Source organism: Sporosarcina sp. FSL K6-2383 (genome assembly GCF_038618305.1).
In the GTDB taxonomy this organism is placed as follows: Bacteria; Bacillota; Bacilli; order Bacillales_A; family Planococcaceae; genus Sporosarcina.
Genome location: NZ_CP152017.1, coordinates 3,607,023 through 3,628,258 on the forward strand (window position 1 = coordinate 3,607,023; position 21,236 = coordinate 3,628,258).

A 21,236-nucleotide genomic window follows, 5' to 3' on the forward strand; every position below is an offset into this window, starting at 1 on the left:
CACAGCTCCTTTTGATTTATGCCTAGTAATACCCAACATACTTCTCTTATCGTAAATCTCTCAATTGATGGTACATCTTTTCTGCATACTTCATTAATGAACGATACTGTTTCTCTTCCATTCCTTCAGGATTCGTTTGTCTTACAGACAGATAAGAGGGATTTTCATCAACAACATTTCCAGCTGCATGCATCATTAATGAATGGTACTGCATCTTCAAGCTTGCTTGTTGTTCTTCACGACTTATTTGTCTAGTAGTATCAGCTGTTATTCCAGCGAGCTCGTTTTTTTTATCTACAATTTCAAAATCGTTCTCCACTGCTTTTATTGAATTCGTTTTAAGCAACGAGTGCTTTATGCGTTTAAGTCGTTTCTTACGCCGTCTCTTTTTTAAAGCAATGCTATCATCGACTAAAGATTCACTTTCCACATCGACGTTAAAATGATCTAGTATTTCCTTTTTATCATCTTGTTCAGAGTTATTTTGGCCTAACAATTTATGATGATCAGTCATAATGGTGTTCCATTCAGAAAGGAGTATCCTTTTTTCATTTAGCCTAGACTGATATTCAGCTAGGTTAAATCGTTCTTCATGACTAGACGATTCATATTCGTCCTGTTTACCCAATAAAAGTATATCTGTAGTCTCTGCATAAAATTCTGAAGATTCTTGCCTACTACTTGCGATACTTCTTACTGCTCCAATCAGATTTTCTATTGCTAGCGCCATTCCTGGATTGTCGTTTATTGGTTTAAGTTGTTGAATGACAATTTGCTCCTCCTGAAGAGGATTATGTTGGATATCCTCACTGGTTTGGGGTGCAAATCCACGAATCACCTTTTCTTGATTGCTTTCTATATGCAGTTCTCCACCCCACCCTAGTTCATTAGGTTTGTTACTACTCACAGACTTAGAATTAACCTCTAGATTTCCTGCGACATCGTACTCTATTTGTAATTCTATTCCCTGTCCTGTTACCTTTTCTAAAATTGGATTTTCACTACTTTTTCCCGACTCATTGTTGCTCATTAATGAGGGTTGTTCGATGACAACCTGTTTTACTTGCTGCTCGTTAATTTCTGCTATCTCACTAGGGATGATTGATATATGCTTTTTCTGACTAGCTAGTTGTTCCATTTGATTGAGCAAGATAATTTGTTCATCCGTTATTTCACTATACATATTGGATATATGGGATTGGGGAATATAGAGGAGTTCCCCACTATTTATTACTATGATGTAATCCTCAGATATCTTGCTTAACACCCCGAAAACTTTTTCGTTACTCAGGCTATTAATAGTGACCCAGGTGTACCGAAGAGCCGTCCATACATTGGCTAGTGAGCTTCTATTGAGATATGGAACTTTTACAGTCACAATATGAGCATCTTTAGAATTCTTAGAAAGAACCTTAATATGTTGGAGTGTTACATACATAACCTTTTGATCGATATCAACGACAAGATGATCTTGTTTAACGTCCAACAAAATACCCTCTATGAATTGATTGCCACAAAGTAATAAACCAATTTTTAAACCTTTAAGGCCGCCTACTATTTCTTCAAATTTTCGCTTTTGCAATTTGGGGCGCCTCCCTCATAAGAATATCGTCGCTTCTGATTTACAGAAGCGACGATTTTATTCATATACCCATTTATTCATTTTCTTTTTTTGAATCTTCCTGTTTATTCTTTTCATCATCTTTAACTGCTTTTTCAATTTTCACACCATAGCTGATGTTACGGATATGGAACAGGGAAACTCGGATTATTTCCTCATTCGCGACAATTGTTACAAAATCATCTGTAACAGCGTCCATAACCCCCTCTAAAGTTTCAGGCCCACCACGGTTGATTTTCACCCAACGAAGTGTGAGTTGTTGTAAAATATCCTTGAAATCTGCAGCTTGAATGAACGTAAAATCCTCTGGAATTTCAACGTTGAGTTCTACCTGATTTTTCGCATCATACGTTAGGCTTTTGATATGCTGTGTATTATAATAGATTACTCCTTCATCAACATTCAGCAACGTAATATAATCCTCTTCCGCTGCTAACAACTTACCCACACGAGATTCTGGTCCACCTCTATCAACTTTAATGACTCTGTCTACGAGCGAGTGTATCATTTCCTTATTCATAGTTTTCTAACCCTCCTCTATAGTATCCTAGTATCTATATGTGGCTTTGAATGACGAAGCCACGTACATATGCCTATAAGTAGATGAATGGGTCAAGCACTTACTAGATCTTTTTCATTAACTACAATATTAAAGTGCTTTTTTATCGCTACCTTCCACTTTCAGACTCGTCCACTCTGCCTTATCTACGTCCTATGTACGTATTCTACAATCAACCCTTGCTATTTTATGGGTGCTTTTAACTTTAAAAAGTGAGCTGCCGGCACAGTAAAAAATTCACTGAATACATTGGTAGTAGACTTAAAATAAAAGGTGGGATTTTTATGCCAAAAGGAAAAAAAGCTAGAGCCGGTCAAAATTCAACAGATGGAAATGCATCGACAGGTAACGCGTCAGCAGGTAACGCTTCGACAGGTAATGGTAATGCATCGGAAGGTGCCGCGTCAAAAGGTCATGCATCAAAAGGTAAGTCCTCAAAAGGCAATAATTCATCGGGTTCACGTAAAAGTCGTCGTTAGCAACGATTGATTAGCCACTTACGCTTGAACAATCATCCTTTGATCAAGCGTAAGTAGCAGATTGAATAATTGAAAGGAAAGAAGTTTAATGTCCCATTTAATTCCTTCTTATGCTTTAATACTTAAGGAAAAGGATTTAAAAGAATTACGGGGTGATTTATGGAACGATGATCCTGTCCCTGCTTCTTTACAGGTTGAAGGCACTACATATGACGTTGATATTGCCTATCGGGGATCCTATACACGCAAATTCCGAAAAAGATCCTATCGCATCGAGTTTATCGACCCAAAAACATTCTCCGGAGCCCGCGAAATTCATCTAAATGCCGAATACAAAGACCCTTCCTTATTCCGCAGTAAACTTTCCTTCGACTTCTTCAATGATATAGGTGTTTTATCACCAGAAAGTCAGCATGTTAATTTGACTAGAAACGGTTCCCTCAAAGGTGTCTATTTACAATTAGAATCTGTTGATGAGTTTTTCTTACAAAAGAGGGGACTCCCTTCTGGTCCTATTTACTACGCAGCCAACAATGATGCCAATTTTTCCTTGATGAGAGATGAAAAGATGAAAGAGACACTACTTTCTGGTTATCAAAGGGCTATTGGAGAACCGTCCGATGATGAACTCCTCCTCGAACTAATAAATAAAATAAATACCGTGCCTCTAGCTGATTTCCCTCATGAAATTTCTCAGTCTTTCAATATTGATAGATTGTTACGCTGGCTTGCTGGGGCTGTTTGCACAATGAATAATGATGGCTTCACGCACAACTATGCACTGTATCGCAATAGTGGGACGGGTCTATTTGAAATTATCCCTTGGGACTATGACGCGACTTGGGGCAGAAAGGTCGACGGAGGAATCATGCCATACGATTACGTTCCTTTAGAAGGTAAAAAGAGCAATCACCTTTGCTACCTTCTTATGCGCGTTCCGGAATTCCGGAAATTTTACCGTGACATCTTGGAAGAAATTTTGGAAACTAAGTTTACAGTTGATTATATGGAAAGCAACGTAGTTTCCCTACATGAAGCTCTAAGGCCACATATCCTTCTTGACCCTTATAAAAAAAGTAAGATTGATGCATTTGATAGTGAACCTGAGCTCATATTTCAATTTATTCGCGACCGTAATAGCTTTTTGAAAGAACAATTTGTAAATTTTAATTGAATGAGGAATTATTGAAAGGAGATACATTGTGCAGCCAATATGCATAAAAGATACCGGTAAGTATGGCAGGGGAATCTATGCTACGCGTGATATTAAAACAGGTGAAATCATCGAGGTATCGCCTGTTTTAATATCGCATAAAAATGAATGGAAGTATTTACAGAAGACTATCCTTTTTGATTACTGCTTTACTTGGGGTAACAATTATGAGCATATTGCAATTGCGCTAGGGTATGGATCACTTTATAACCACTCCTATACTCCCAATGCAACGTTTGATAATAATACAGATAATTTGTCAATCGATTTTTATGCGCTAGATGACATTAAGATGGGTGATGAAATTACTATAAATTATAATGAGCATGCCAATGATAGATCTCCATTATGGTTTGATGTCATATCTGTTGATTAACCATTTACTTGTATAAATTGTAACTAAAAAAAGGATTGAAACCCCATTTTCACTGGACTATTTCCGGTTCGCTTTCGGCGAAATATTCAAGACATAATTACCGGGGAGCAAGTGTGGCTACAATGTTTAAGTGAAAAATGCAGTTGCTTGGAAAGAAAAGAATAGAATAGATGACTTTCTATAAAGGACGTAAGTGCTCGAAGATGCAATTTCGGGCACTCTTGCACATTGTATAAAGTGTTGTTACTTTACTTTTTAGCAAGCCCTATAAGAAAGTGACACTTTATAAACTAAAAATGGAAAAGACCATGGTGAAAGCTTCGGTCGCCAAAATTGCATCCTTGGCGGCTCTTTCCAGTTAGAAGCCATCTATTCCCTCGTCCCCAAAAGCATTAGCACTTCATGTATCTGCATTTTTGGAGAGCGGCGGATGAACGACCACTATACGATTACCCAAAAGAATGAATAGGGATGCGGCGAAGTCGCATCCCTATTCATAAAACAGCACGGTTATTGTATAGAAGTCGTTCAATCCCAAAGCGGTCAAAAGCGTCTAGACGCAGAGCGCCTAGTGTTTAATTAAGTTATGTTTGGTTAAATCAACAGACGTGGTTTGATGTCATAGATTGAACAGGAAACACTATAGAAAAACCACTGTGAATACTCACAATGGTTTCAGGTAGTCTCGATATACTTTCAAGGTTAGCCCATTTTTCAAATCTATTTCTTCATTTCCACGGTTAGCCATTTAAAATACTCATTCTTATTCCTTTGATGTCGCTCGGTACACATCCTCTAAAGAATGGAATCCATCTGCAATGACTGTACTTTCCACATTGTCTTTATCTACCGCAGTGGGTGTTAACAACACGGAAGGGACTTCAATTTTACCATTATTCACTTTCCGTTCTGTAATTACGTCCTCACCTTTAGCCATTGCAACCGCTAATTTTGCAATTTCCTGCGAAAGCATATGAAGGGGCTTATAGACCGTCATCGTTTGTGTCCCAGCAACAATACGCTGTACCCCTGCCAAATCCGCATCCTGTCCAGTAACCGGCACTTGACCCGCTAACCCTACAGCTGCAAGTGCTTGGATGACTCCGCCTGCTGTCGCATCATTCGCAACAATCACCGCATCAATTTGCATATTTGTCGTTCGAAGGGCTTCTTCCATATTGGCTTTTGCATTCACCGGAGTCCAATCCTTCGTCCACTGATCATAGACGATGGTAATATCACCCCGTTCAATATAGGGACGCAGTACATTAAATACACCTTTTTTCAATAAATGCGCATTGTTATCCGTAATCGCACCACCAATAAAGACGTAATTCCCCTTCGGCACGAGTGCAGTAATCGCTTCGGCCTGCAACTCACCCACCCGCTCATTATCAAAAGATACATACAAATCAAGATCCGCATTTTTAACAAGCCTGTCATAAGCAATAACTTTTATTCCCTCAAGATGTGCCTTGTGGACAATCGCGGCTGTCGCCTCAGAATTATGTGGAACAATGACTAAAAGATCAATCCCGCTTTGAATCAGCGTCTCTGCCTGTGATATCTGAAGCGCATCATTCCCATATGCCGCAACAATCTCGACCTCGGCTCCCAGTGCTTCGACAGATTCCTTAAACATTTCACGGTCTCTCAGCCACCGTTCTTCAAGAAATGAATCCATCGCAAATCCAATACGAATTGGACCCTCTTTCCCAACATGAGGAACTTGTTCTTCTGGCTTAACAGCCTCCAACTCCTTCGGTGGCGTGTTTGTACAAGCACTCAGTAAGAAAAACATCCAAAAAAATAACGCGATGATTACCTTTTGTTTCAACCAATCACCCCTAATCAATTACGCCTCGGCGTGATTGCGTCGAGATTTTGAATTGAGCTTGCTCAATTGACTCCTTTCAAAATCTCTGACATCCGCCGGAGGCTTAACTTGAATCAGCAGGGGGTTTGAACCCCTACTGAATTGAAATGCTTTTTCGCCATTCATCCCGCCACTTATAAAAATGGGGGACTTCTGCTGAATCAAGTCAAACTTCAACTTTTTTACTCACTAACGTTTTCCGGTATTCCTTTGGGGATACTCCGCACATTTTCTTAAACACCTTACTGAAATAATTCGGCTCATTATAACCAATTTCAAACGTAATCTCCTTTAAACTTAGCTCTGGATCATGCATCAACTTCTTCGCTTTTTCAATTCGGCACTCCGTCAAAAAATCGATATAGTTAATGCCTAACTTTTCCTTGAACATTTTGCTGATATAAATTGGACTTAAATTGACCCTCTGCGCAAGAACATCTAGTGAAATATCCTGATGTGAATGCTCACTAATATAGTGTTTTATTTGATGGATTTTATCAGCTTCTAACCGATCATAGTGTGTTTCGTAACTTGCATTCATTCGCTCAATCAATAGAAGCGTCTCTGTACATAATTGACGATAATCCTGTACTTGAAAGGAGAAAAATGAAGTTTCTGTTGTAATCCCCATCTCATCCATCACCCGATGCGCAACCCACAACAACTCGAGTACTCGCTGCTGCGTATACACTAGTGAATTCCCTGCATTCTCATACTGACGAATTAAATCCAATACGCCAGATCGAAGAGACACCCAGTCCCCTAAGCGTATTTGGTCAAAGAAATCTTTCTGTTGTTGTTTAATCAACTGATTGTCCGTTTCTAAACTAAGAGCTGGAACATCAGAATAAAACCGGCTTTTAACAGCCAACGTTGTATCCATTGTGGCAATTAGTGCCTCTTGATAGGACTGACGAATTTCGTCCAATGACTCATATACTTGACCTATTCCTATAAACCAATCTGAGCCCACTTTCTCTTTATCCAACCATATAATCGAATTGGCCAATGCAATTGCCTGCGAGCGGAAGGACTTCGTTTGGTCTCGGAAAACAATAATAGGAAGTTGCCGCCCATACAATGCACCTACCCACGCATCTCCCAATTCACGTACCTTTTCTTTAATCGGCACATAATAACGCTCTGCTTTTTCTGGTAGTAATATGACCATAACAAATTTTTCGTAAGTAGAACGAATTGCTAACATCTCGACGAGCATATCAATATGCACTTCATGTACATGGTCAAATAATAACTGTGTCACAATATCTGTTTCTACTAATGCCAACGTCTTTTGCCACTTTTTCTGTTGTACCTGACTGATGGCCTCTATCTCACGTTCCTGCTGACATTGCTCTAATAATTTTCCTACTGTCGCTACAATTTCACTTGCTTTACTAGGCTTCAACAGATAATCTTTTACACCCAGCTTAATAGCCTGTCTCGCATAATCAAACATATCAAATGCCGTCACCATGACAAATTTGGTCGTCGGATGACTCACCTGAATTTTTTCAATGGCTTCAAGTCCCGTCATACCAGGCATCATTATATCCATTAAAACCAAATCTGGTTGAACGATATCGGCCAATTCAATCGCCATTTTGCCATTCTTCCCTTGGTAAATCGTCAGTTCAGGGAATGCCTTTTGTAATATCACTTGCATCCCTTCTAGCTCAGTCGGTTCATCATCCACTATAAGAAGTTTCATCATCATTTTCCTCCCTTACCGTTGGAATTTGTATGACTACCCTTGTCCCTCGCCCTTCTCTACTATCAATCGTAACGATATTCTCTTGTCCGTAAAACAAATACAATCTTTTTACGACATTTTGAAAGCCTATACCCGTGGAATGCCCTTCTGTTGGGACAACATTCCCTAGCAATAACTGCTCGGTCTTCTCTTGCGTCATTCCTTGTCCACTGTCCTCGATTTCTATAATGACACCAGCGACATCCCTTTTAATAGTAAACCAAATAGTACCGCCATTCTCCTCTGGCTCAATCGCATGGATGACTGCGTTCTCAATAATCGGCTGAAGTGTTAAACCAGGAATTTTCACTTGTAGGCACGACTCATCAATGTCCATCTTAAATTGCAAACGATCTCTAAAACGCGCTTTTTGAATGTCCATATACTGATTCAATACGACCACTTCTTCAAATAGCGTCACGGAGCGGTCAATTCGCTTCAAGTTATAACGCAGTAAACCCGCTACACTGACGATAAGATCACTCGTTTCCTCTGCACCATCCAAATAAGCCTTTTTCGATAAAGTGTTCAATGTGTTAAATAAAAAGTGTGGATTTATTTGGCTTTGTAAGCTTTTAAATTGGCTCTCCTTCAACAATAACTTACTTTGCTGAAGCTCATGCTCAAGCAACGCCTTTTGTTGGATTTCTACTATTAAATCATTAATATTTATCCGCATCTTATCAAATGTTTTTGCCAAAAAGGCAATTTCATCGTTCGACTTCACTTCAATTTGTTGTGTAAAGCGCCCTTTAGACAATTCATTAGCCGCCTTCGTCAGTCGATGAATCGGACGTGTAATACTGAGTGAAAACCAGTAAGTGGCTAATAATAACACAGCAGTCATCAGTAGTAGCAACCAAATACCAAGCTTTTTCAACTCCTCTGACTGCTGAATAATATCTCTGTAAAATCGATTTGAAGACTTTAATTCGCGGTCTAAAATCGTCAAGGTCATTTCTGATATGTACAAAGAAATACGATTTGCCTCATTGAATTGATTGGTCGCCCCTTCCACTTCTCGCTCCTCTGAAAAGAGAATGGAACGGTTCGTCGTCTCAATAAGACTATCTATCAAATGAATATAATTCGTTACTGAAAATGTATTTTCAGCGTTCCGTAGCTCCGCTACATCCTGCTGCACTTCTTCCAAAATAACTATGCTCTTCTCGATTTTCTGCTGATGTTGGTCTGTTGGATTGACTAAGTAATTATTTAAATGCGTAATGATTTGTTGACTAGCTGTTGTCACTTCATTCATCCGCAAATAGCGCTGTAAAATTGTATTCGATTGCTCTTGTGTTTTCTGATTATAATGTGTCAGCGTCAACCAAATAATCCCCATGATCAGGAGCATCATCGTTACTAACATCCAAATCTTTTTTTGAATCGTTGTCGTTGTCATCACTCTTCACCTTTCGCTTCAATCATTCGCGTTTCGGTGAGATAACCGTTTGAATCAAGTGGAACAGTCTTGCCTGATATCCATTCCATCATTCTTTTTACACTCTCACTACCCATCTTTTCCGGCTTCTGCCCTAAAACCCCATCGAGTTTGCCTTGCGCTAGGAGGGTAGTTGACTCCACTCCATCATCAAACGTGTAAATATAATAAGGTTTCACTTGCGTGCGTCTCTCAATTTCTTGAATCATCGGACCTGTATAATTTGCATTGATTGTGATAAAGGCGGTGGCACTAGGGACTTCATTCATCACCCTTTGCATCGTAGCAATTACTTGTTCCTTTGTATCAGCTGTCTCCTTCACAATCATACTGATATTTGGAAACTTACCTAATATATCTTGAATACCATCCAAACGCTCTTTTTGATAATGGGCTTGTTGTTGATCACCAAGAATAACGACTTCACCTGATGTCCCCATTTCGTCTATCAATTGACTGGCTACTATTTCCCCTGCTAAATACTGGTCTGAACCAATATATGTTTTGCGCAAACTTTCTTCTACAGGTACGTCATTTGCTACGGTAATGACAGGTATTCCATAAAAAGCTGCCTTCACCTTTGTGAGCTCTTTGAATTCCTCATTATCGAGTCCCTGCACGATAATGCCGTCTACCTTCGAATGAATGGCAACCTCCATCTTCTTCAAAAAAGCATCTTTGTTATTGCCATAACTTCCCCATACTTCAAGCTGAACATTTTCTTCTTTTGCTTGCTGAATAGCCCCTTGTCCCACTAAATTCCAAAAAGGGGTGTCCAGCTCTTGCGTAATGAGTACAAGACGAATAGTTGCCGGTGCCGAGGAGAGGTTAGCAGGCATTTCACTCGTTGAACGGAATGCCTTAACAGCTGACAGTACCGTCATATAGGTAAAAACAACAATGAGTACAACAAGTATAAGCACAACTTTCTTCCGCATATGCCTCCCCCTCTCTAATCCTTTTACTTTCATCTTACCACCTGTCGAAAAATTGACAAAGTGCAATCAATCATGCCTTGGCGTGATTGCGTCCGGATTTTTTCGAGCTCGCTCGAAAAGTCTCCCTAAAAAAATCCGTGACATCCGCCGGAGGCTTTATCTGAATTCAGATAAATAACTAGGCACCCTAATTATAGGGTGCCTAGTTATTCTACTATTCTCTTTAGGCTCTTTGCTTGCGCGTCATCACGTCAAAGATGACTGCCCCAGCTAAAACCCCTCCGCGAATCATATACTGATAAGATATTCCTACGCCTAGCAAGTTCATACCGCTTGATAACGAAGCCATTACGATGGCTCCAATAATCGCACCTGTTACTTTACCAACACCACCTGCAGAAGAAACCCCACCGACGTACGCTGCTGCAATCGCATCGAGTTCAAAAAGAGTTCCAGCTGTTGTCGTTGCCGACTGAAGGCGTGACGTAAACAGTATTCCAGATAATGCTGCGAGCATCCCCATCGAGCCAAACACGATGTATGTAATCTTTTGAACATTGATTCCGCTTAAATGCGCCGCCTCTGGATTACTACCAACTGCGTAAATATGACGACCAAGCACTGTTTTAGTCGTTAAGAAGTGGTAGATGATGACAACTGCTATGATAATCATAACAGTCCATGACAACCCATTATACCCAGCTAAAATCCAAGTGATATAAGCAATAACTGCTGCGATCATAGCAATCTTTACGCTAAATAATTTCTTAGACATCACGTCGAAGCCATATGTCAATTTGTTGCGTCGATTGGCAATTTCATTATAAATAAAGAAAAGGATTCCAACCAATCCTACTAATAACGTCAATAGATGCAAGCCATTAATTTGCATAATGGATGGAATAAATCCATTCCCTATCGCATTAAATTGATCATCTCTTACAATAATTGTTCCCGTTTTCTCCGTAACTTGAAGCAGTGCACCACGGAATATTAGCATTCCTGCCAACGTAGCAACGAATGATGGAATTCCAATCTTCGCAACCAATACCCCGTTAAGCAAACCAATAGCGGCACCTAAAATTAAAATCAATGGAATCGCAATCCATACCGACAGACCCATTTGCATCAAGAAAATGGCTGTAATCGCACCTAAAAATCCTGCTAAAAAACCCACCGATAAGTCAATATGACGAATGACTATGACAAGCGTCATCCCAACTGCCAAAACTGCAATATAACCAGCAGAATCTAACAAGTTACTAATATTGCGAGAGGACATAAACAAACCGTTCGTCATAATCGTAAACGTTATCAAAATAACAACTAACGCAATATACATCCCGTAATCTCGAATATTGGCCTTGACGAGCGCTTTCCCTTCTTTAAAAAATCCCATCATTATCCTCCTTATTGCGTCGCAAGTTCCATAATTGTTTCCTGTGTCGCATTTGTCTTGTCTAGTTCTCCCTTAATGGCACCGTTTGCCATCACATAAATACGATCACTCATCCCTAATACTTCACCAAGTTCAGAAGAAATCATAATGATACTCATGCCTTCATCAATCAATTGATTCATAATCGTATAAATTTCGAACTTTGCCCCAACATCAATTCCACGTGTTGGTTCATCTAAAATCAAGATCTTAGGTCCAGTAAACAACCATTTACCAAGCGATACTTTTTGTTGGTTTCCGCCACTCAGATTGCCGACTTCTTGCTCCAGTGAGCTTGCTTTAATATATAACGAATCTTTATATTCTGAACCAACCTTCACTTCTTCGTTTAAATTAAGAATCCCCTTTTTCGAGATTCCCTTCAGATGCGCGGCTGAGACATTGCTTTTAATATCCTGTAATAAAAACAGTCCGTCGCCTTTTCGGTCCTCTGTTACATAGGCAATACCCGCCTTTATGGCTTCACTCGTATGTTTCAACACTGCAGGCGCCCCGTGAATCTCCAAATCTCCTTGCAACTTATAGTTTTTCGGATTTCCAAAGATACTCAGCGCAAGTTCTGTACGACCAGATCCCATAAGACCAGCAATGCCAATAATCTCGCCTTTTTTCACTTGAAGGTTGACATCTTTCACGACGTTTCTTCCTAATTGCACGTCATAGGCCGACCAATTAGTCAGCTCAAGAACAGTGTCTCCGATTATCTTATCTGGATGTTTCGGGTAAATGTCTTCAATTTCACGTCCCACCATGTTTTTGATGATGACATTTTCCGACACTTCTCCTTTACTAGCATCCAGCGTGCAAATCGTCTTTCCATCACGTAAAACAGTTACCTTGTCCGCTATGTGAATGACTTCCTTCAGCTTATGTGAAATCATGATGCAGCTAATCCCTTGGTTTTTCAGTTCCTTCAGGAGCTCTAATAAATTTTCACTATCATCCTCATTCAGTGCTGCTGTTGGCTCATCTAAAATAAGCAGATTGACATCTTTACTTAATGCTTTGGCAATTTCAACGAGTTGTTGTTTTCCTACACCTAATTCCTTGATCAATGTTTCCGGTGTCACATCTAGCTTTACCTTTTTTAGTAGTTGTGTAGCTTGGACAATCGTTTGGTTCCAATCAACGAAAGGCCCTTTCTTCACTTCATTGCCGGCAAATATATTTTCATAGACTGTCAAATCAGGAAAAAGTGCTAGCTCTTGATAAATGATGCCAATACCCGTTTTTACACTATCGTTAATCTCACGGAACTGTTGAACTTGGTCTTCAAACACGATATCTCCATCGTATGTGCCATGTGGATAGACGCCGCTCAATACCTTCATCAATGTCGATTTCCCCGCGCCGTTCTCGCCGACCAAACAATGAATCTCTCCTTTTTTCACTTTGAAATTCACGTTCGATAGGGCTTTGACTCCTGGGAACTCTTTCGATATATCATTCATCTCTAAAATGTATTCGCTCATTTCATCGCCTCCCTAACCCAAACAAAATAGAAATGGAGAAATAGTGATAGAAAAACCTATCACTATTTTTCCCTTTCCAATGCAGTACTTTTACTCTAACCCTGTGAAGTCGCTTGCTTCGTAGTATTCAGAATCGACTAACTCAGCTTTCACATTGTTTTTATCCACTACGATAACGTCCGTTTGTTTCGCTTTCACTTCAATCGAACCATTATCATAAGAACCTGTTGTTTCTGGTGTATTGCCATCTAGTACTTCAACAGCCATCCCCATTGCATCTTTTACTAATGTACGAACGTCTTTGAACACTGTCATCGATTGTTTTTCATCAATGATGTATTGGATTGATGCTTTCTCTGCATCTTGCCCTGTTACAAAGTAGTTTGAAATCGCACTATCAGAGGCAAATACGTCTGCGATAGAACGAGCTGTTCCATCATTCGGTGCTAGAATAGCAACATCACCTTTTTGGTCGTCGCTTGCTGCTGTTAAGTGAGTTTGTGCTTTGTTTTTCGCTTCATTTGCATCCCAGTTTGTTGTAACTTGCCCAATAATTTTCCCTAACTGCTCCCGTGAGAGATCAGCTGAATCTTTTAACGCTTCTGCTTCACTTGAGTTAGCAATTTTAAATGTACCATCCGCAATTTTGGGTTGAAGTACTTGCCATGCTCCTTCAAAGAATAGGAACGCATTGTTGTCAAAAGAACCCCCTGCATATAGGTATAGTGGAACATCAGAACCCTGTGCATTGTCTACTAAATACTGTGCTTGTGCAGCACCTACTGCTAAACTATCAAAAGTTACATAATAATCGACTGCATCTGTATCTGTGATTAGACGGTCATATGCGATGACTGTTACGCCTTCTTTTTTCGCTGCTTCTACTGCCGATGCAGCTGCTGCGCCATCATGAGGCGTGATGATCAATACTTTAATGCCTTTATTTAGTAATGCCTCTACATTTTCTTTCTCTTTCGCTGAAGATCCTTGGCTAAATAGAATTTCTGTTGAATAATCAGAATCTGCTAACGCATCCTTGAAGCGTTGCTCATCTTGTACCCATCGTGGCTCATCCTTTGTTGGCAATACAATTCCCACGTCAATTGAGTTACTACTGCCGTTGTTACATGCAGCAGCTACTACTGCGAACACCATCAAAATCGCTAATAACATGAACCCCTTGAACTTCTTGAACATTTGTTTATCCCTCTCCCTTTGTCTAAAATTAACTACAATTACATCATAGACTCTGAATATTCGAGAAGAAAGCGCTATCAATGGTATTCTTTTAACATTTACAGTACTTTTTTAACACGACACCTTCATTAAGCATATTCATGAATGAATAATAAACAGCATACCTAGTGATTAACTATTTATTGCATTAATCACCGACACGCAAAGGTTTGAAAATTTATATTTTCACTAGGCCATTTTCGGTTCGCTTTCGGCGAACTATTCACGATACTATTACCGTATGACAAGTATGTTTAGAAATGACTCCGTCATTTCTAAACATATTTTTTCGGTTATCTTATTGCGAATACTCGCCTGTCGCGCACCTACAACATTCAAGTGAAAAATGCAGTTACTTGGAAAGAAAAGAATTGATAAATTTCTAGAGCGAATGTAAGTGCCCGAAGATGAAATTTCGGGCACTCTGTCGCTATGTACAAGTTGCTCCTACTCTACTTGTAGCAAGTTTTATAAAAAATGACACTTCCTAAAATAAAAATGGAACAGACCATGGTGAAAGCCTCAGCCGCCAAAATTGTATCTTTGGCGGCCCTCTCCAGTTAAGTAGTCCTTTATTCCCTCGTCTACAAAAGCATTAGTACTTCATGCATCTGCCTTTTTGAAGAGCGACGGATGAACGACCACAATACGATTACCGAAAAAAGTATAGGGATGCGACGAAGTCGCATCCCTATACTTGAAAATAGCACGGTTATTATAGAGTAGTCGTTCAAGCTAAAGCGAACCAAAGGGAATTATACATAGAGTGCCTCGTATGGATTAAGTTGTTTTTGATTAATCAATAGCCGTGACAACATAAATAGCGTGCCTGAAATAGTATCTTCAGGCACGCACATTGTGAATAAGTATATGATTTGATGAATTAACTGCTTTTGCTTTGAAACATTACAACACTTTGCTTAAGAATGATTGAGTTCTAGCCTCCTGAGGGTTGCCGAACAATTCCTCTGGAACATTTTCCTCTACGATATAGCCCCCATCCATGAAAATAACACGGTCCCCTACTTCACGTGCAAACCCCATCTCATGTGTGACGACAACCATCGTCATTCCTTCAAGTGCAAGTTGCTTCATAACCTCCAGAACATCACCAACTACTTCAGGATCAAGTGCTGATGTCGGTTCATCAAACAGCATAATATTTGGATCCATCGCTAACGATCGTGCAATTGCGACACGTTGCTTTTGACCTCCTGATAATTCTCCAGGGTATACATGTGCTTTATCAGACAGACCTACTTTTCGAAGTAGCTCCAGTGCTTTCTTCTCAATTTCGCCCTTGTCACTTTTACGAAGCTTCATTGGCGCAAGCATAACATTTTGTAAGGCGCTCATATGCGGAAACAGATTAAATTGTTGGAACACCATCCCAACATTTTCTCTAATTTTATTAATATCAAGCTTTGTATCCGTGATATCTTGGCCATCAATGACAACATGGCCGCCCGATATATCCTCTAAACGATTTAAACAGCGAAGAAACGTACTTTTTCCAGAACCAGAAGGTCCAATTACACAAACAACTTCACGCTCTTTGATTTCTACATTAATATCTTTCAATACTTCAAGTTGACCAAAGGACTTCTTTAAATTTCTCACTTGAATTAAAGTCATCTTAGTTCAAATCTCCTTTCAACAAAGCTGGAGAGTAACGACAATAGATAAATAGCAATAAAGTAGATAACCCCAACCGTTAACCAAATCTCAAAGTGTTGAAAAGTAGCACTCGCTTGAACTTTACCTTTTTGCACAATATCGGCAATCCCAATGATAGAAAGGAGAGAAGTATCTTTAAAACTAATAATCGTTTGGTTCGTAATTGTTGGTAGCATTCTTCTAAATGCTTGTGGCAAAATAACGGCACGCATCGTATACGCTTGCGAAAGACCAAGTGATCTCGATGCTTCCGTCTGCCCTTTATCAATCGATTGGATTCCTGTACGAATAATCTCCGAGAAATAGGCTCCAGCATTTAGCGAAACGGTTAAAATTCCGGCCACTGTTCGATCTAACGAAATAAATTCAAGTGAATTCATCCCGAAGTAAATGAAAAATAATTGAACAATAAACGGTGTTCCCCGAATGATATCAACAAAAGCCTTCGCAATCCAGTTCAAAATTTTAAATGGCGTAAGACGTATCAGTGCAACAACTAACCCGATTAAAAAACCAAAAATAATTGAAAAGAAAAAGATGTACAACGTAACTTTTAGCCCCTGCATTAAGTAGGGCAAAGCCGCAATAATCGTATCCATTTACTCACTCCCTCGAGAATGCCAAATTTCCAAACAAACATATCAAGCTATCATTTAGGTCGCTTGATATTTTACGGAGGCTGCCCCTGAAGGCGCCTCCGTTATCAAATATCCAAATTATTCACTTCACCATGCAATACGACTTACTCAGCAAGATATTTTGAAAGGATCTTGTCATATTCTCCGCTATCACGAAGATCTTTTAGTCCATCATTAATTTTTTGCAATACATCACTATTTTGCCCTTTAAGGACAGCAATTCCATACTGATCTCCATTTAAACGGTCGCCGATTATTTGAAGTTCAAGATTGTTTTGAGAAATTGCATAAGCAATGACAGGATAGTCTTCAATTAATGCAACAGCATTTCCGTTTGAAACTTCTTGGAACATTGCAGGACTGTCATCGAACAATACAAGTGTGTAGCCATATTCAGCTTCATGTTCTTGCGCGAATTTTGCTCCAGTCGTTCCATTCTTTGCTACAATTGTCTTCCCTTTTAAATCTTCAATAGATGCAATATCTGTTGTTTTTGCATCAACAACTAATGTAAGACCAGCATCAAAATATGGATCTGAGAAATCTACAACTTCTTTACGCTCGTCAGTAATACTCATTCCTGCAATTGCGATATCTAACTGATTTGCTTGCATAGCTGGAATGATTCCCCCAAAGTCCATTGCATCAAATTCAATTTCAATCCCTTGATTTTTTGCAATTGCGGTAATAAGATCAATATCGATTCCCGTATATTCTCCATCCACCTCAAATTCGAAAGGTGGATACGTTGTATCTATCCCAACGATATAGGCTTTATTACCATCCCCCGAACTTTTGTCTGTCCCCTCTGACGAACTATCCCCTTTATCAGCACCACATGCTGCGACCAATAACAAAATTGCTACGAACATTGTATATATTCCAAACCTCTTCATACAAATTCCCCCTTTTTCTATTGTAAACATTACTACCATCCCAAGTTATTAAGCGCTTTCATAACTTGTTTTTTATTGTATACTAGTAACTACGAAATTAGACGTAAACCTACAATAGTATACGGAATAACCTAAATATTTAAAATCGGACATTGTTTAAATGAACTAGGAACTGTATACTAATTTTCAAACATCTAAAAAGCAGACATAAAGGGAAGTGGGAACATCTTACGGTTTAATTTATTACTAAAGAAGGATATTTATATTATTATACTGATGATCATAATCGTTCCCCTTGCTGGTGAAGTAAAATTTTATCCTTTAAATGATACATTTCGGGTAAGTTTCGGAGCCCCCGCAATCTTCTTTCTTTTACTATTACTAAAAAAAGTCCCGCCTGCCCTTCCAGGCTTCTTGACTGCATCGGCTTTAGTACTCTTCCGTGTGCTCCTGGATTTTGTCTTTTTGAATGAAACAAATATGATCTATTCATTTCAGCAACATGTTCCAACCTTTTTCTTTTATTTCACCTATGCTTGTTTGTTTCAATTCATTAATACCAAGCGATTTCGCAAATCATCTTTAACGATCGGGCTCATAGGCTATATCGTCGAATTATTATCAGATGCCGCAGAGCTGCTCGCACAATACTTTATTTTAAACACAACGATTACACTTTCCGATTTGAATGAAATGAATCTAGCTGCATTTGCACATAGTTTTATTGTCATCAGTTTTTTCAATATGTTGAAGCTCTATGAAGCAGACTCTAGGGAAAAGCAAATACGGGAAAAAAACGAGCATATGCTATTGCTTATTTCAAATTTACATGAAGAGGCTGTCTATTTAAAGAAGACATTAAAAAATGCAGAAACTGTGACAGTAGAATCCTATACGTTATACCGTGATTTATTAGTAGACAATAAAGAGGCCAGCCTAAGAGCCCTACGTCTTGCAGGTGAAATACATGAAATCAAAAAAGATAATCAACGGATTTTTGCTGGTCTTTCAAAATTAATTTCCAAAGAAAGCTTTAAAGATTATATTGATGTGACGGAGCTCATTCAACTAATTGTTCGTATAAATGAAAAGTATATATTTTTGCTAAAAAAAAATATTAAAATCACTTATTCAATTGAAGGTATCCATCCCGATTATCATGTTTACACCGTATTATCGCTACTTAACAACTTAGTCGCAAATGCAGTAGAAGCAATTGAAGAGAACGGGAAGATTGATTTGATATTTAGTGAATCTGGTGGAGTAGCAGAATTTCATGTTTTTAATAGTGGCTCTACAATACCCGAAAAGTATGCCCACGCTATATTCCAACCCGGTTTTACATCTCGGTATGATGCTTTGGGGAATCCATCTACGGGGATTGGCTTATCTTATGTGGAGGAAGCTGTTACGAATCTTGGTGGGGAAATCTTTTTTACCAATGAAGCAAACGGTGTTACTTTCTCTATAAAAATTCCTATGAATCAGTTGATACAGAAAGGGTGATGTAATGCGCTTTTTTATAGTGGATGATGATATCGCCATTCGATCGATATTAACTCAAATTATCGAGGACGAGAACTTAGGTGAAATCGTTGGGGAGGCAGCGGATGGTGATCAGCTAGAAAGTTCTTATTTGAACATGCAGAAAGTGGATATTCTTTTTATTGACTTACTCATGCCCAATCGGGATGGAATTGAAACCATTCGACATTTGCTAAACGATTTTAAAGGAAAATTCATTATGATTTCCCAAGTAGAAACAAAAGAGTTAATCGGTGAAGCCTATTCGCTTGGGGTCGATTATTACATTATAAAGCCCATCAATCGGATAGAAATCGTTACCGTTATTCAGAAGGTCATCGAACGTATCCAATTGGAAAATTCAATACATGACATCAAGGCATCCATCGGAAATCTGTTCCATATAAAAGACCCTCCACCGGCGACAGCTCCCCATTTCCCTGAAGAAAGTATAACAAAAATTGGTGAATTCCTATTAGCAGAGCTAGGCATTTTGGGAGATAACGGCTCAAGAGATTTGATTGATATTCTACATTACTTATTCGCCTTAAGGCGCAATAAAAACGTTGAACAAGATTTCCCTTCTTTAAAGGATCTAATCCTAGAAATTTCAAAGAAAAAACTAGGACCATCAGCCACACAAGTAGAAATAAATCGAGAAATAAAAGCTTCCGAACAACGACTCCGTAGAGTGATTACTAACTCACTCAACCACTTAGCGTCTTTGGGCTTAACAGACTATGGAAATCCTAAATTTGAAAATTACGCATCTAGTTTTTTCGATTTCACAGTAGTTCGACAAAAAATGAGAGAATTAGAGAATGAGTCACCCACTCCCCATACTCCCACTCGGGTCAATACAAAGAAGTTTATTCAAGTGTTATTTTTTGAAGCAAAGCGCTTAAAAGGGAATAATTGAACACAAAGGATATAGTCGAAAGAAGCCTCTTTGCAGCTAATTAACTGCGAAGAGGCTTCTTTTCCAACCTTTAATTTTAATGACCTAATGCCGTCGCGCATAGCTGAGACCTTTAGGCATATGCTTGTCCTTGCCATATAATTTGTAAAGTCTTTTACCGTTGGCATCAGGCTTCTGACAAATACTTCTCTTTATCATGACTATTTAATAAACCTATTCCTCCAACAATCAAAATCATGCCAAACATGGTATTCCATTTTATCGACTCTTCCCAATAGAATGCACCTATAAGTGTAATTAAAAAAATGCCTGCCCCCGACCAAATAGCATACCCTATTGATAAACTTATTGTTTTCAATGCTTTGCTAAAAACATAATACGAACTTGCGTAGAAAACAAAGATAAATAAGGTCGGCAAGAAGTTCTGAAAGCCGTTTGATAATTTTAGCATCATCGCCCCCATTACTTCTAAGGCAATTGCTATCCATAAAAAATAGGTACCTGTCACCTTCTTCACCTACACATCATAAATTGATCATCGTAAGACCCGCGACTGTCATTGCTAAGCCGATTCCCTTTTTCTTTGACAGTTTTTCTTTAAACAACACCATTCCAATGAGAATGACGAAGACTGTCCCCACACCGCTCCAAGTCGCATAAACAATACCTATCGGAAGGGTTTTCATGACAGTTGCCAATAAATAAAATGAAAGCGTAAAAAATATACCAATACCCACCATTCGTTTACCTTTACCCATATGCAATGCCGGATTTAAAAGCGTTGTCCCCATTACTTCAAAAATGATTGCTATTAAAAAAATGAAAAAGATACCATACATAGACAATTCCTCACTATCTTAACTTAATTCAGCAAATGTATTTGTACTGAAAGCGAAGCGTCAGCTACAGAAGTCCTCTACTCCTATAAGTGGCAGGGTGAATACTAAAATGCCTGCAATTCAGTGGGGGTTCCAAACCCCAGCTGAATTAAGTTAAGCCTCCGGCGGATGTCACAGATTTTGAAGGGAGTTAAGGAAGGCAACCTAAGACCGCCGCGTCCTGCGGCAACGGTTGCATGACCTACATCCTGTAGCTCTCAAGCGCAATTCAAAATCTGGACGCAATCACGCCGAGGCATGATTGATTGAAAATGAAA

19 protein-coding genes are annotated in these 21,236 nt (G+C 39.1%); 5 read left to right on the forward strand and 14 right to left on the reverse strand.

The window, feature by feature from the left end; translation table 11 throughout:
* Window positions 1-46 precede the first annotated feature (46 nt).
* Window positions 47-1,582, reverse strand: a complete 1,536-nt coding sequence (locus MKZ10_RS18200) for a DUF2642 domain-containing protein (RefSeq protein WP_342506581.1) — start codon at window positions 1,580-1,582, stop codon at window positions 47-49.
* Window positions 1,583-1,655: 73 nt separating this feature from the next.
* Window positions 1,656-2,141 carry a hypothetical protein gene (locus MKZ10_RS18205; protein ID WP_342506583.1) on the reverse strand — a complete coding sequence of 162 codons (486 nt, stop codon included), beginning with the start codon at window positions 2,139-2,141 and terminating at the stop codon, window positions 1,656-1,658.
* 323 nt (window positions 2,142-2,464) lie between these two features.
* On the opposite strand from MKZ10_RS18205, the gene MKZ10_RS18210 reads away from it, so the two are divergent.
* The 3 genes from MKZ10_RS18210 (at window position 2,465) to MKZ10_RS18220 (ending at window position 4,248) form a co-directional block, all read left to right on the forward strand.
* On the forward strand, window positions 2,465-2,659 hold the full coding sequence (locus MKZ10_RS18210) for a hypothetical protein (RefSeq protein ID WP_342506585.1): 195 nt from the start codon (window positions 2,465-2,467) through the stop codon (window positions 2,657-2,659).
* A gap of 88 nt (window positions 2,660-2,747) precedes the next feature.
* Window positions 2,748-3,833: a CotH kinase family protein gene (locus MKZ10_RS18215; RefSeq protein ID WP_342506586.1), complete on the forward strand. Its 1,086-nt coding sequence runs from the start codon at window positions 2,748-2,750 to the stop codon at window positions 3,831-3,833.
* A 28-nt stretch (window positions 3,834-3,861) separates the two neighbouring features.
* Entirely contained in the window at window positions 3,862-4,248 is a 387-nt protein-coding gene (locus MKZ10_RS18220) for an SET domain-containing protein (protein WP_342506588.1), read from the forward strand.
* 763 nt (window positions 4,249-5,011) lie between these two features.
* Here the strand turns inward: MKZ10_RS18220 and xylF are convergent.
* The 10 genes from xylF to MKZ10_RS18270 form a co-directional block, all read right to left on the reverse strand.
* Entirely contained in the window at window positions 5,012-6,085 is a 1,074-nt protein-coding gene (gene xylF / locus MKZ10_RS18225) for a D-xylose ABC transporter substrate-binding protein (RefSeq protein WP_342506590.1), read from the reverse strand.
* A gap of 205 nt (window positions 6,086-6,290) precedes the next feature.
* Window positions 6,291-7,838: a response regulator gene (locus MKZ10_RS18230; RefSeq protein ID WP_342510276.1), complete on the reverse strand. Its 1,548-nt coding sequence runs from the start codon at window positions 7,836-7,838 to the stop codon at window positions 6,291-6,293.
* Window positions 7,813-9,282, reverse strand: a complete 1,470-nt coding sequence (locus MKZ10_RS18235) for a histidine kinase (protein ID WP_342506592.1) — start codon at window positions 9,280-9,282, stop codon at window positions 7,813-7,815. Before MKZ10_RS18235 ends, MKZ10_RS18230 begins: the two co-directional genes overlap by 26 nt.
* Window positions 9,282-10,259, reverse strand: a complete 978-nt coding sequence (locus MKZ10_RS18240; RefSeq protein ID WP_342506594.1) for a substrate-binding domain-containing protein — start codon at window positions 10,257-10,259, stop codon at window positions 9,282-9,284. Before MKZ10_RS18240 ends, MKZ10_RS18235 begins: the two co-directional genes overlap by 1 nt.
* Window positions 10,260-10,482: 223 nt before the next feature.
* Entirely contained in the window at window positions 10,483-11,658 is a 1,176-nt protein-coding gene (locus MKZ10_RS18245; protein ID WP_342506596.1) for a sugar ABC transporter permease, read from the reverse strand.
* Between the two features lie 11 nt (window positions 11,659-11,669).
* Entirely contained in the window at window positions 11,670-13,190 is a 1,521-nt protein-coding gene (locus tag MKZ10_RS18250) for a sugar ABC transporter ATP-binding protein (protein WP_342506598.1), read from the reverse strand.
* A 90-nt stretch (window positions 13,191-13,280) separates the two neighbouring features.
* Window positions 13,281-14,387 (reverse strand): sugar-binding protein, encoded by a 1,107-nt coding sequence (locus tag MKZ10_RS18255; RefSeq protein WP_342506600.1) that lies wholly within the window; start codon window positions 14,385-14,387, stop codon window positions 13,281-13,283.
* Between the two features lie 945 nt (window positions 14,388-15,332).
* The gene (locus MKZ10_RS18260; protein ID WP_342506602.1) at window positions 15,333-16,061 is read right to left on the reverse strand and encodes an amino acid ABC transporter ATP-binding protein; all 729 of its coding nucleotides are present in this window, start codon (window positions 16,059-16,061) and stop codon (window positions 15,333-15,335) included.
* On the reverse strand, window positions 16,058-16,702 hold the full coding sequence (locus MKZ10_RS18265) for an amino acid ABC transporter permease (RefSeq protein WP_342506604.1): 645 nt from the start codon (window positions 16,700-16,702) through the stop codon (window positions 16,058-16,060). Before MKZ10_RS18265 ends, MKZ10_RS18260 begins: the two co-directional genes overlap by 4 nt.
* Window positions 16,703-16,845: 143 nt before the next feature.
* Window positions 16,846-17,637, reverse strand: a complete 792-nt coding sequence (locus tag MKZ10_RS18270) for a transporter substrate-binding domain-containing protein (protein WP_342506606.1) — start codon at window positions 17,635-17,637, stop codon at window positions 16,846-16,848.
* Window positions 17,638-17,913: 276 nt separating this feature from the next.
* Between MKZ10_RS18270 and MKZ10_RS18275 the strand changes: the two genes are divergently transcribed.
* Window positions 17,914-19,143, forward strand: a complete 1,230-nt coding sequence (locus tag MKZ10_RS18275) for a sensor histidine kinase (RefSeq protein ID WP_342506609.1) — start codon at window positions 17,914-17,916, stop codon at window positions 19,141-19,143.
* 4 nt (window positions 19,144-19,147) lie between these two features.
* On the forward strand, window positions 19,148-20,080 hold the full coding sequence (locus MKZ10_RS18280) for a response regulator (RefSeq protein WP_342506611.1): 933 nt from the start codon (window positions 19,148-19,150) through the stop codon (window positions 20,078-20,080).
* Between the two features lie 166 nt (window positions 20,081-20,246).
* Here MKZ10_RS18280 and MKZ10_RS18285 read toward each other — a convergent pair whose 3' ends face one another.
* Window positions 20,247-20,597, reverse strand: a complete 351-nt coding sequence (locus MKZ10_RS18285) for a multidrug efflux SMR transporter (RefSeq protein ID WP_342506613.1) — start codon at window positions 20,595-20,597, stop codon at window positions 20,247-20,249.
* Between the two features lie 7 nt (window positions 20,598-20,604).
* Window positions 20,605-20,919, reverse strand: coding sequence for an SMR family transporter (locus MKZ10_RS18290; protein WP_342506615.1), 315 nt, complete (start codon window positions 20,917-20,919; stop codon window positions 20,605-20,607).
* Window positions 20,920-21,236: the final 317 nt, after the last annotated feature.

Excerpts from the sequence above, each read along its gene's own strand:
- MKZ10_RS18230 (WP_342510276.1), bottom strand. The coding sequence starts at position 7,838 with ATGATGAAACTTCTTATAGTGGATGATGAACCGACTGAGCTAGAAGGG.
- MKZ10_RS18275 (WP_342506609.1), top strand. The coding sequence starts at position 17,914 with ATGATCATAATCGTTCCCCTTGCTGGTGAAGTAAAATTTTATCCTTTA.
- MKZ10_RS18270 (WP_342506606.1), bottom strand. The coding sequence starts at position 17,637 with ATGAAGAGGTTTGGAATATATACAATGTTCGTAGCAATTTTGTTATTG.
- MKZ10_RS18245 (WP_342506596.1), bottom strand. The coding sequence starts at position 11,658 with ATGGGATTTTTTAAAGAAGGGAAAGCGCTCGTCAAGGCCAATATTCGA.
- MKZ10_RS18205 (WP_342506583.1), bottom strand. The coding sequence starts at position 2,141 with ATGAATAAGGAAATGATACACTCGCTCGTAGACAGAGTCATTAAAGTT.
- MKZ10_RS18255 (WP_342506600.1), bottom strand. The coding sequence starts at position 14,387 with ATGTTCAAGAAGTTCAAGGGGTTCATGTTATTAGCGATTTTGATGGTG.
- MKZ10_RS18290 (WP_342506615.1), bottom strand. The coding sequence starts at position 20,919 with ATGTATGGTATCTTTTTCATTTTTTTAATAGCAATCATTTTTGAAGTA.
- MKZ10_RS18250 (WP_342506598.1), bottom strand. The coding sequence starts at position 13,190 with ATGAGCGAATACATTTTAGAGATGAATGATATATCGAAAGAGTTCCCA.
- MKZ10_RS18215 (WP_342506586.1), top strand. The coding sequence starts at position 2,748 with ATGTCCCATTTAATTCCTTCTTATGCTTTAATACTTAAGGAAAAGGAT.
- MKZ10_RS18260 (WP_342506602.1), bottom strand. The coding sequence starts at position 16,061 with ATGACTTTAATTCAAGTGAGAAATTTAAAGAAGTCCTTTGGTCAACTT.
- MKZ10_RS18240 (WP_342506594.1), bottom strand. The coding sequence starts at position 10,259 with ATGCGGAAGAAAGTTGTGCTTATACTTGTTGTACTCATTGTTGTTTTT.
- MKZ10_RS18210 (WP_342506585.1), top strand. The coding sequence starts at position 2,465 with ATGCCAAAAGGAAAAAAAGCTAGAGCCGGTCAAAATTCAACAGATGGA.
- MKZ10_RS18265 (WP_342506604.1), bottom strand. The coding sequence starts at position 16,702 with ATGGATACGATTATTGCGGCTTTGCCCTACTTAATGCAGGGGCTAAAA.
- MKZ10_RS18235 (WP_342506592.1), bottom strand. The coding sequence starts at position 9,282 with ATGACAACGACAACGATTCAAAAAAAGATTTGGATGTTAGTAACGATG.
- MKZ10_RS18280 (WP_342506611.1), top strand. The coding sequence starts at position 19,148 with ATGCGCTTTTTTATAGTGGATGATGATATCGCCATTCGATCGATATTA.